Annotated in this window: 10 protein-coding genes; 6 read left to right on the top strand and 4 right to left on the bottom strand. The window is 60.3% G+C overall.

Going from position 1 to position 11,262, the window contains the following annotated elements; translation table 11 throughout:
* Positions 1–628: 628 nt before the first annotated feature.
* The 3 genes from NMG80_RS06550 to NMG80_RS36985 are packed head-to-tail and all read left to right on the top strand — an operon-like array spanning position 629 to position 4,151.
* A complete protein-coding gene (locus tag NMG80_RS06550; RefSeq protein ID WP_254017387.1) occupies positions 629–3,466 on the top strand; it encodes a xanthine dehydrogenase family protein molybdopterin-binding subunit in 2,838 nt (945 codons plus the stop codon).
* A 23-nt stretch (positions 3,467–3,489) separates the two neighbouring features.
* A complete protein-coding gene (locus NMG80_RS06545) occupies positions 3,490–4,020 on the top strand; it encodes a (2Fe-2S)-binding protein (protein ID WP_254017386.1) in 531 nt (176 codons plus the stop codon).
* The gene (locus NMG80_RS36985) at positions 4,017–4,151 is read left to right on the top strand and encodes a hypothetical protein (protein ID WP_301942873.1); all 135 of its coding nucleotides are present in this window, start codon (positions 4,017–4,019) and stop codon (positions 4,149–4,151) included. The genes NMG80_RS06545 and NMG80_RS36985 overlap by 4 nt, the downstream gene beginning before the upstream one ends.
* A gap of 150 nt (positions 4,152–4,301) precedes the next feature.
* Here the strand turns inward: NMG80_RS36985 and NMG80_RS06540 are convergent, their stop codons facing one another.
* The 4 genes from NMG80_RS06540 to NMG80_RS06520 form a co-directional block, all read right to left on the bottom strand.
* Positions 4,302–4,820 carry an SH3 domain-containing protein gene (locus NMG80_RS06540; RefSeq protein ID WP_254017385.1) on the bottom strand — a complete coding sequence of 173 codons (519 nt, stop codon included), beginning with the start codon at positions 4,818–4,820 and terminating at the stop codon, positions 4,302–4,304.
* A 479-nt stretch (positions 4,821–5,299) separates the two neighbouring features.
* The gene (locus NMG80_RS06535; RefSeq protein ID WP_254017384.1) at positions 5,300–6,265 is read right to left on the bottom strand and encodes an omptin family outer membrane protease; all 966 of its coding nucleotides are present in this window, start codon (positions 6,263–6,265) and stop codon (positions 5,300–5,302) included.
* Positions 6,266–6,567: 302 nt separating this feature from the next.
* On the bottom strand, positions 6,568–7,023 hold the full coding sequence (locus NMG80_RS06530) for a GNAT family N-acetyltransferase (RefSeq protein WP_254017383.1): 456 nt from the start codon (positions 7,021–7,023) through the stop codon (positions 6,568–6,570).
* Positions 7,024–8,670: 1,647 nt separating this feature from the next.
* Positions 8,671–8,889: a hypothetical protein gene (locus tag NMG80_RS06520; RefSeq protein ID WP_254017381.1), complete on the bottom strand. Its 219-nt coding sequence runs from the start codon at positions 8,887–8,889 to the stop codon at positions 8,671–8,673.
* 681 nt (positions 8,890–9,570) lie between these two features.
* Between NMG80_RS06520 and NMG80_RS06515 the strand changes: the two genes are divergently transcribed.
* The 3 genes from NMG80_RS06515 (at position 9,571) to NMG80_RS06500 (ending at position 11,170) form a co-directional block, all read left to right on the top strand.
* On the top strand, positions 9,571–9,837 hold the full coding sequence (locus NMG80_RS06515; RefSeq protein ID WP_254017465.1) for a hypothetical protein: 267 nt from the start codon (positions 9,571–9,573) through the stop codon (positions 9,835–9,837).
* Positions 9,838–10,227: 390 nt separating this feature from the next.
* Positions 10,228–10,656 carry a methyltransferase domain-containing protein gene (locus tag NMG80_RS06505; protein WP_254017380.1) on the top strand — a complete coding sequence of 143 codons (429 nt, stop codon included), beginning with the start codon at positions 10,228–10,230 and terminating at the stop codon, positions 10,654–10,656.
* A 46-nt stretch (positions 10,657–10,702) separates the two neighbouring features.
* Positions 10,703–11,170 carry a hypothetical protein gene (locus NMG80_RS06500; protein WP_254017379.1) on the top strand — a complete coding sequence of 156 codons (468 nt, stop codon included), beginning with the start codon at positions 10,703–10,705 and terminating at the stop codon, positions 11,168–11,170.
* Positions 11,171–11,262 lie beyond the last annotated feature (92 nt).

Raw genomic sequence — 11,262 nt, 5'->3', positions numbered from 1 at the left:
CCAAGAATGAAAATGACAGGTATCATTGCGTCGGACGCGCTGTCGATTTTGTCTGGCTGCCAGACGTTGGAACAGATGGACGCAGGCCTAATATCGTTACGAGGTCGACCATACAAAGCGGCATTTCACGTCCTCGGCTACCCCAATGCGGAGAGCAAGATAGAGGGTAAGCGTGTTTTCACGTGGGAAAGCCTGAGCCACCGGCTTGTATACGGTCCAACGTTTAATGCAGGTCGGCGGCGAAGTCTTGGCTGTGAGAATAAGACCGGCCGATCACGGTGGTCGGATGCAGGAAGGGAAAAACTCGCAATGTCGATTCCGCGGGTGAAGGGGGACACACCACTGTGAGCCAGCCGGCGTGGCTCGACCGCATCGATCTCGACCATGTGCTCCGGAAGGACTCACAACAGAGGACAATGTCTATCAGGACGTTCGGATCTGAAGCAGAAGTTATGCGCCTCAATCTTGCGGACTTATACAAACGAATTCCCGCGATTTTCATGATCTGGCAAGACTGTTCCGTTTTTCAGCATCGCCGGAATTGCGGAACGGCTCCGAGTCGGGAATATACAGTTGAGGCGAGCCGGCCGAGTGTGGGGTCGGGCTCTGGGCCGTTCGGGGAGACGGCATGAGCAGCAGGGTTTCGCGGCGCCAGTTCATCGCAGCGGCGGCTGGCGCGGGGATCGCAGTCAAGATCGGTTTTCTGGGCCGGCCCGCATCGGCGGCGCCCATTGCCAATTCGCCGGGCCCTTCGCCAAACTGGATCGGACCGGACGGTCGGCCGCGTTTTCGGATGGACGCCGTGGCCACGGTCACCGGGGATAAGACATTTACCCGCGATTTTCGTGCCCGTGACATAGCGGGCTGGCCGCAGGAACAGAGCCATGCCTTCCTGATCCGCGGCACACGGGCCGACGCCCCGTTCCACGGCCTGGACCTCTCACTGCTGGGCGAAGATCTCAAGCCCGACCGACTGATAGCCGGCGAAGACCTTGTCCGCGATGGTCTTGCGCCGCCGGAAACGACGGCTCCCGGCTTCTATGGCGACATGTTCCTGGTGCCGAAGGGACGCACTCCGCGCCTGCTCGGTCAGCCGGTCGCGCTCTTGATCTACAAGGATTTCGCGCGGTTCGACGCGGCCAAGCGGCTGGTCCGTTTCGCCGAGGGCGTCGTGCGCTGGGGGGCGGCCGACGGCTACGACACGCCACCTCATTACGGCGCCGGCCGTTTCGTGCGTATCGGCGGCGCGGCATCGGATAAACCCGACATTTATGCTCCGCTCGAAGGCACCACGATCTACGGCAGTTTCGACGGCGATCGGGTCGTCTGGCCGAAGCCGGATCAGAGCGGCGATGCGGCGGCCCGCGCCATGTGGGCGGCGGGCGAGATCGAGCATGAGATCACGGCTACCGGCTGCGACGCGTTGGTCCTGAAGCGAAGCTATTTCTCGCAGTCGACCGACGCCTCCGCGATGGAAGCCGACAATGGCAATGCCTGGTTTGAGCCGGGCAGTTCGACGCTGCACGCAATCCTTGCGACCCAATCGCCTTATGAGGTGGCGACCTCGACGCTGGAAATGCTGTCGAAATCGCGGTTCGCAGTGAAGGCGCTCGACCTTTCGATCGGTTACACGGTCGGATACGGTACCAAGGATCATTCGATCTTTCCCTACTACGCCATCCTGGCAGGCCTCTATGGCGACGGGCGGCCGGTGCGTCTTGCCAACGATCGGTTCGAGCAGTTCCAGATGGGGTTGAAGCGTCATGCCTTCTGGATGGAGAACACGCTTGTCGTGGATCGCTCCACGCACGCTTTCCGCATCATGAAAGGCAGCTATCGCACGGATGCCGGCGGGCGGCGCAATTTCTCGCCAGACGTTGGCAAGGTCGGGGCCGGCGCGGCGCAGAGCATTTATTATCTGCAGAAGAGCGATTTCTTGGTCGAGGTCCGCGCTTCGCGCGCTGTCGATGCTGGCTCGACGCGCGGGTACGGAACGCTGCAGACCATGGCCGCGACCGAGATGATGGTCGATGAGGCGGCCGAACTGCTCGGCATCGATCCGATCGAGCTTCGCCTCAAGAACGCGTTGAAGACCGGCATGAAGAACTCGCAGGGCGCCATTGCCGGCGAGGCGCTAAGGACCGAGGAGGTCTTGAAGCGGGCCCGTGCCCATCCGTTGTGGAGGGATCGCGCTGCAAACAAAGCGGCGTTCGATACCGCCAATCCGGGTAAGCGCTATGGCATCGGTTTCGCGCAGGTGCAGAAGGACTACGGCACCGGAGCCGAGGCAGCGGTGACCACGCTGTCATTCGATTCATCCGGCCGGCTCACCATGCGCCAGAACGGCAATGATATCGGCACGGGCCTAACCACCTCGCAGGCGGTGATGGTCGCCGACATCATCGGCCGGGTGCCGCACGACTGCGCCTTCGGGATCGTCGACTGGCCCGAGATGCCTCTCGTCTCCACCGAGGAGCCCTATACGACGCCCCAGGACAGGGAGGAGGCGCTGGCACGCAATCCGCGCTGGACGCCCTCGTTTATTTCACCGATGAGCGCCTCAAACAGCGCCTATTTCGTCGGCCACGCCACGCGGACTGCGGCGCTCGCGCTGCTGCGCCTGTCGCTCTGGCCGGCTGCGCTCGCGCTCTGGTCGAGTGGACCGGGCCGCAGGCAGGCGGGGACGCTCGCTAGCGACATGGCGGACCTGCGGATCGTCGACGGCAAATTGACGGCTGGAGGGATGGAGCCGCTCGCACTGGTACAACTCGCGGCGGCGGCGCACAGGCTCGGTCTGGTCACGGGGGTCAGCGTCCATGTCTTCAACCGCTGGCAATGGGCCGAGGCGGTGTTCGACGTGCCGAACGTCGGCGCCGTCCGTTTGCCGGTCGACGCGCTTTCGGTCTGCTATGGCCAAAGCGCGCCAGCTGAGTTGAAGGGACTGATGACCTCGGGCGGCTTCCATTTTCTCGACCGGCGCCAGGTCTTCTATCCGCCGGTACAGCGCCAGAACGCTGCCGGCACCTGTTATACTGGCATGGCGACGATCGCCGAAGTCGCCGTGGACACCGCCTCAGGCGACGTGAAGCTCCTTTCGCATCATTCCATCCTCGAATGCGGCACTCAAATAGTGCCGGAACTCGTCTCGGGTCAGCTCCAGGGCGGCCTGGCGATGGGCGTCGGCCACGCTTTGCTCGAGGAATTGCCGCTCTATGAGGACGGTCCCGGCGACGGGACGTGGAACTGGAACCGTTGTCGCCTGCCGCATGCAACGGATGTCGCGGTCTGGACGCAGACATCGGAAGTGTTGGCTCCGCTTTCCAAAATCGACCCACCAAAGGGAATGGCCGAGGTCGTGATGATCGCGATCGTTCCGGCGATCGTCAATGCCGTCAACCATGCCATCGGCAAGCGTTTTTATCAGACGCCGATCACGCCAGAGAAGATTTTGCAGGCCCTGCCGTGACCGTTGCCACGCGACCACTTTCGATGACCGTCAACAATCGCAAGGTCGGTCCGGTCGACGTACCCGACGATCTGATGATGATCGACTTCCTGCACGAATATCTGGGCCTTACAGGCTCGCGGCTTGGCTGCGGTCAAGGCATCTGCCACGCCTGCGCAATCATTTTCGATGGGCCGGACGGAAGTTCCCGGGAGATCCGGAGCTGCATCGCCGGAGCGCATTTCTTCGAGGGCAAGTCCGTCCGCACCATCGAAGCGCATGCCGAACGCGACGCGAATGGCGATGTCGTCCGGCTCTCCGCGATTCAGCAGGCCTTCGTCGAACATTTTTCGTTCCAGTGCGGCTATTGCACGCCGGGTTTTGTCACCGGTGCAACCGTGCTGGTTGAGCATCTCAAAGAGAAGCCGGTCCGCAGGGCCGATGTCGAACGCATGATCGAGCAGGCGCTTGCGCCGCACATTTGTCGTTGCACCGGTTATGTCCGTTATTATGAGGCGGTTCGTGACGTGATCCTGAGCACGCCCGGACTGGTACGGGCTGAGTTCCGGCGATGAGGCGCGCCTGGCTATTTCGCCTGCGGCAGTTTCTGCTTCTCGCTCTCGCGGTGATCGTGATCGCAACGCTGGCGGTGTTCCTCGGTCTGTTCGAAAGGAGCGCCGTCGGTACGGTAATGGGCAAACGGTAGTGGACAAGCCGCTGTCCGTCGAGGAGATGCAAAGATTGGCGCCGCCGGGCCGGTATCTTGCCCAAGCGGCCGATTGCGCCGCCTGCCACACGGCGCCCGGCGGCGCGCCCGGCGCGGGTGGCCTCGCCTTCCCAATGCCGTTCGAACGCTCTACGCCTCCAAATTTCGCCAGACAAAGAGACCGGCATCGGCGCCTGAAGCCGGGCCGGTGACGGCCGGAGTTCCGAAGTCGCCCACGGCCGGATGGCGCCATAGATCGCCATCGCCATGCTGGCGGCCACGCTGCGTGTCGGCGGCGTCAGTCCCCGAATGGGACCATAGCGGCCGTACGGGACCGGGCCCCAGGATTGGCGGGCGGGCCAACCCGTCCGGCAAGTTGGGCGGATTGAAATTGGGCGAGCGCACTGGGCCGGGGCCCATGACCTGCCCGGGACCGCGCCAGCGGGGCATACGCGGCACGATCTCCACGATCACTGTGGTGTCCTGTACTGGCCGGTAGCGGCCGATGAGCTTCGCGGAAACCCAGCCCTCGACATCCCCTCTGTCGATGAGGCACCATCTGGCGCGGCAAGCCTCCACCTCGATCGGCAGCTTTGCAATGCGCGCATAGCCGGCGCTTGGTCCCGCCCTGACACTGGCGGCGTGATCGCGTCCCTCACCAGATGCCATCTGGAATGTCGGTTCTCGGTTGGAAAGTACTCTCCTCTACTCTCTTCGTTCTGGATTTCATCGGCAGTAAAGGCGGAGGTCGAATGCTGCGCTGACGGTGATGCCCTCCCCCGCGCCCCGCTTCGACGGACCACGCAAGCCCGACGGCCATGGTCAGGACAGCTCCAAACAACGGATGCCGGTGCTTTAGGCGACCCCAGCACGTCAAACTTGGCTGTTCAGGCAAAACGCCGTGGCACCGTCGCCCTCGTCGCGTATATCCAGGTTCTGAGAGGAATGTTCCGTTCTGGGCGTTCGCAATGGGCCTATTCGATGGCCCATCCGGTTTGCATCTCCTCCTAATACCGTTTGTCGGGGACAAGGGCGACTGCTGCGGATCAGAGACGGTCTACCGCGGAACGACAGCTCGGCGAAAGTACGTCGTTCATATCGCGCCCACAGATTTCTGCGCCGTTGCGGACATCGGCTTGGCGTTCCGATCAGAACGAAGTCTTGATGCCGACCGTCGCCGTCGCCGCCGCAAAATCGCCGCCGATCGAGTCGTCGCCGTCACTCTTTGCGCCGGTCCGCATGTCATAGGTGTTGTAGTCGCCGCGAGCGGTGAACACCTTTTCGTAGGAACCGGAGACGAAGAAGCTGGTCCGCTCGTTGTACTGATAGCCGACGCTGCCGCCGACCATCAGAACCGGCGCCGATTCGAAATCCTCCTCGAAGCGCAGGTCACGCATCCAGTGATGATCGGTATCGCCAGCCGAGAAGGTCGTGCCGCCCTTCAGCGCAAAGCCGAAGTTCCAGCGATCCTGGACATAGGTCGCATCGATGCCGGCCAAGGCGACCGGCAATTTCTGCTGGTAGCTGATGACCTTTGGGCCTCCTGGGTAGTCGCCAACCGAATCCCGGAAGCCGACATCGCGGTGGACATAGGAGCCGCCATAGGCAGTCCACTTGATCGAGGTGTACTTGAAGCCACCGTTGACGTTGATCAGCAGTCGGTCGCTGACCTGGAAGTCGTGGCCGAGCGCGGCGGTTGCCGAATAGAAGTGATCAAGATCGGTCTCGGAAAAGCGCGAACGGTCGCTCCAGTCGTTCCAGCCATCATTGGTCGAGAATCGCGCGTTCCAGTCATAGTCTTCCATGTAGCTGTCGCCGCTGAATGCGATCTGGCCGGAAAGCTTGGCGGTCCAGCCGGCCTCGCTGCGCGCCGTCATCTCGGCTGAAATGACCGGAGAGTTGCTTTCCCAGATAAGGTGGCTCAGCTTCGAGCCGCTGCCGGGAGCCCGATAGACTAGCTCGTTGGCCTCGATGTCGATCACGCCGACGCTGCCAACGAAAGAGAAATTGGGATTGTAGGGCGCCGGTTCGCTTACCACCGCGTCACTGGCCATCGCCGGCCAGGCAGCGAGCAACGCTGCCGCTCCCCCAAAGACTTTCGCATGCATTTTCATAAAACTACCCTCATAGGAATGATTCGCCATTCGGCTATACGCAGCGTAACCGGGTGCAAGTCAGGTGCGGTCGTCTATGCAGGGCCCCTGTAGGTTGGCAAAATTGCCGCCCTCGGCTCTGTTCCTCAACACTGCCGATCCGTTCCGGGCGGCCGGCGTGACGGGAACCTTGCATTATCTGAGGCACACATTTGCGATGACGATGCTGGTACGATTGCAGCGGCAGGCAGCGACCACGCCGGACCTCGATCCGCTGAGATCGTGCAGGTTGCTTGAGCCAGTCCACAGCAGACACTCTGAGTCTAGATTATCCGACAGAGCCGAGGGCCGACTTCCTCGAACCCGTTCCGCAGATAGAAATCGAGCGTGCGCTTCCATTTTGGTTGCCCGGGCGCTCCAACCTCAAGTCGCTTCCAACCACGAGCACGGCTTTCCTGCGAGGCGACCTCAAGCAGATGAGGGGCAATCCCTTTGGAGCGCATGTCGGGTTGAACATACAGCTCCGAAATGTAGCCGAACCTGCCTCCTGCATAGATCGCCGTGCATTCATTCAGCACCATGATGCCGACCGGCTCGTCATCTGCACTTGCGATCACAGCGACCACGCCAGCGTCGGCAAGCACTGTCTCCGCGCTTTGTCTGACGACGTCGGGCGTGGGCGCTTTCCCGCCAGAGAGTTCATCGAGTAGCGCGTGAATGAAACGGGCGACCGTCTCTGCGTCCGTTGCGTTGGCGCGGCGAGTAGATATGGAAGGCATATTCTCTCCTGCTAGTGGTCAAAATCCCGATTCATGCTGCCATCCGCGTAGGCCCGACTCACTTTTAGATGTAATGTCTGGCTAACGAACAGCATTTTTTCATCAAATATATGTTAAAAAACTGCAAAACAAATATTACAAGCATGCAGGATTCCGGATGACTTGAGGTGAATTGCGCAGATAGGAGACCTTCTGACAGAAAAACAACCGGGTTACTTCGTTGTCGATGAGGATTTGAGAGCGGTGGCCGACGAACTTGACCTCGTGAGTCCAATCGTCTCCTTGGGGCGGCTTGGCCACCAAGGTGGGCATCATCGGAGAAATGAACTCCAGCCGGCCAGCACCGGCACTCACTCGTTTACGCAAGGAATCGAGTCTAGGCCCGTCCCATCTGGTGGCTAGTGGAACGGATCATGATCATTTTCTAAATTAGAAATTCTGCACGAAACGGCTTATTGTTCGTCCCAGCCGGCGGACACGCCCACACCCCGCCGGTTAGGCCCGCCGGTCGGGTGCCTACCCCGCAGCGGCTGTCGGGCCGTCCCCATCACAGTTCGGACAATCAACGTGAGCCGAGATAGAACCAACAACCCCGCAACCGGGATCAAGGGCAAGCGCGACGGGCCGCCTGTGAACGACGAAGCAGAGCATTTCGAGTCTGCCCTGTCTGTGGCCTCACGTTCGAAAAGCGAAACCGTGGCGAGGTGCTGCATTATTATCTTCCCGAACATGAGCCGTTGAAGTTCGAGGATAAATGAACCGTCTTTCCCATATAGAGCCATGACACCTCCTACTCGGGCGAGAGATACATCTCCGCCTCCTTAGCGGCAGCCACGAAAGCCTTGCGGACCACATGAGGGTCAATCGGATCGCCCTCCAGGGCTGACAGGCAAAGCGTCCAAGCCTTGTGCCAGCGAGTCCTCTCGGGGTCCACCTCTTGAGCTGCTCAAGGGCTGCCATCGCATTGTTGCAGCCATGCCTGCCGCCGTCCGGTTCAATCTTCACGAACACCGGAGGGACGAACCAAAGCGTTGTCATTGAGGGATAGCTAGAGTGGGTCGGAATGTTGGTAGAAATTTCTGAGCGGCCGATCGGAGAGGGGCTGCGCCGGCACAGTTATCCAGGAGACCTAACCGAAGTGGCGCAATACCCCTTCCTCCTCGGCAGCAGCGGGCCTCCTCAGCTTCCATCTTGTCGGCAATCACGGCAATGCAAACGCGCAGCGCGAGGTTCCACTTGGGGCCACGCTTGGTGCAGTTCAGGAGTTCCTCAACTGCTGCCTCAGCAGTGTCGACGCTGCGCGTCCGATCGGGAGGCTCAGTTATCACGCTGACCGAGGGGCTGAACAAATGCGGCACGTTGCTGGGAACTAGGGCAGCCGCGGTCTCCTCAGCCCATTCTTGCTCTCGCCGCTCAAGCTCCTCCTGAAGCTCCACCGCAAAAGCAGCGAGCTTCGGCGGCAAAGGTTGGTCGTTCTCCGGACCTAGCTCATTGCGCAACTTCCGACGATTATCTTCCGAACTGATCAATTCTCGGAAGGAACGATTATCCCTATTTCGGGTAGCCATAACGGTTTGCCTTAGCTTTTTACGCAACTCATTTGGTTGCTGAAGGTTCCCCGAGGCGGCCGGATGAGTTGTCACAGCATCATTCGTTAAGATCGAAGGCTACCGCGCGTCCAAACGCCGGAGCGGTCGCTACAATAAGGTCGACCAGGGCCGTGTCACTGATTCCGAGATAAGGGTTATCTTTGCGAACCGCAGCTATAACGGCCTTGACGGAGACTGCGCCACCGTGCGGGACCTTCTGGATGGCCTCGTGCACAAGCTCCACGGCCATGCGCTCGCAGTCCGTCTCGATGTCCACCTGAGGCCTCCCCTGGACATAACTCTAAGCACTCATTTGTTGGCACGCCGCTTGTAAAAATCAACAACCAATTTCGTACAATGGGACCGCGAACAACTGGTAGAGGGGCGAGGACAACTGGGGCGCGAAAATTGAACGGCCACTACTCAGCCGCATCGGAAGCCACGGACAGGCCTAAGGCAGTAGCTGCCTCTATAATAGCCTCCATTAGCTCGTCGTTGGATGCGACCAGATCAGGCGCGGCGTGCCGAATATGGTTTATTGTCGCTTTGACCGAAACGCTGTCCCCATGGTCCGCGCGGTTGAGAATTGCGGCGATTGCGTGCTCTTCAATTGGACCAACCCTTTGCACACTCATCCGACTCTCCGAACAGATGGCATTTCTGCACAAGAGGTGCCGAAGGAGCGAACTCTCCCTCCAACCAACGGTTCCATCCGGAGACAAAAAAACCCGCCGCACAGGAGAGCGACGGGTCGATCAAGCGATGCCCGGATCGTGAAAAATGATAGGCTGGCGGCTGCGTCGCATCTAGCAACCGGCAGTTGGCACTTTTCGGCACGGCCGGCTTATGGTGGCGTTTTGCCCCTAAGGAGAGTAGGGTTTCCCGGTCGCCCATACCTTCCGGCAATTGAGCGTTTGAGAGCGAGCATCGTGCTTTCGCCTGACCAGGGAGAAGTACGATGCAGCATCTATATTCCAGCCTCGTCACGCACTATGAAAAGGCGCTGTCCTTTGAAGACAGAGTTGTCGAGCATGAGCGCCGGTGCGGACATATCCTCCCGGAAAGCGAAGCCCTGCTAGAGATTCTGGCCGAGAATTTGGCCGAAGCCCGCCGCTCCCTTGATCGCGTGACGCACAGTCATCACTGGTGCACCGGCCAAGCGGCTGTCTGGAAGCCGAAAGAAGTTCTTCCTCCTCCCTCACGCCGGCCATATAATTGGCCATGATCCGAGATGCGAGTGCTTCACGTTGCTTCTCAGATTGAGCCCCAACCTTCAGCCGATCGAACACGCGGCCCAATAGCGCCAACTCAGAGGGGAGGAACACTCCCGCTCTCTCGGCTTGTCGATAGATCGGCATAACACTCCCACCCTGCGCAAGATCATCAGCTGTGCGCCCTAAAGACGCCTCAAGGTCACCTGAAGGCCTTCCGCCGTCCCATTTGTTGGCACATGGCGAGGGAAGATCAACAAGTCATTTCGTGGAATGGTGTCTCTGCGCTGTGTGCTTGATTCCATCGCCCGATCGCTTGTTTGACAGACGCGCGCTTATGATGGCTGCTTAAAAGCGCCGATCGAGCCTTTTGCCGAGCGGCTCGTTGTGCGGAAAGGAACGCTATGGCCGAGCAGGAGCAGTGGCAGCTGCAAGGCAGCACCGCGGAACTCTACGAGCGCAACCTGGTCCCGGCAATCACAGCCCTGTGGGCCGCCGACCTGATGGATCGCGCTGCGCCTCAATCTGGTGAGCGGGTTCTAGACGTAGCTTGCGGCACCTGTGTGGTGGCAGGCTCGGCGGCCGAGCGTATGGAAAGTGGGCAGGTCGTCGGCCTCGACATCAACACGCGCATGCTTGCCGTTGCTCGATCCCTCCCGAGCGGCACTGGACCGCGTATCGAGTGGCACGAGGCAAGCGCGCTCGAAATGCCGTTCCCTAACTCCGCCTTCGATCTGGTTCTTTGCCAGCTCGGACTGCAGTTTTTCCGGACCGATCGGGTTCGCTACGTGAGATGTTCCGGGTTCTGGTGCCTGACGGCCGGCTGGCCTTAACTTTTCAGCGCTATTGGGCATACCCCTGCGGCAAAGGCGTTGGTGGATGCCTTGGATCGACATCTCGGTCCAGGCGCTTCGGCAACGAAACGGTCCGAGCATTCACTCGCCGATGCGGACGAGCTTACCGATTGTTGGCCGGGGCGGGATTTCGTCAGGTGACCATCGACACGACGACACAGAACATCCGATTCCCCTCATCAAAGAATATGTGCGACTACAGCTGGCAGCGACTCCGCAGGCCGGGCTGGTCAGCGGAATGGATGCCGGACAGCGGAACGCAGTCATCGCAGCGATCATGGGTGATGTAAGTTCCTCGGTGCAGGAAGCTCCGACCCCAGTTTTGTTCAGTAATCTTTATAATGCCAGCCTCACCTTCGGATTTGCGGAGGACGCCGATCGTGATCCGCAGAGCTACCCGCGGTGGGAAGCCGATGTCCATTGTTCAGTTTGCGCCGGTGAGAACCGCGAGCCATCGACCAGAAGAGTTCAAAAATTCTCCCTTTCAAGCTGAGTGGAATGGTCTACCAGCCGTCTGGCCGAGGCCCTATAAGGAACCCGCAGGTGCGGAGTACACACCGACGCCCTGTCGACATACATATCCGC

This window comes from Mesorhizobium escarrei, assembly GCF_935825525.1.
GTDB lineage: Bacteria > Pseudomonadota > Alphaproteobacteria > Rhizobiales > Rhizobiaceae > Mesorhizobium > Mesorhizobium escarrei.
This window is presented reverse-complemented; position numbering and strand designations above follow the sequence as displayed.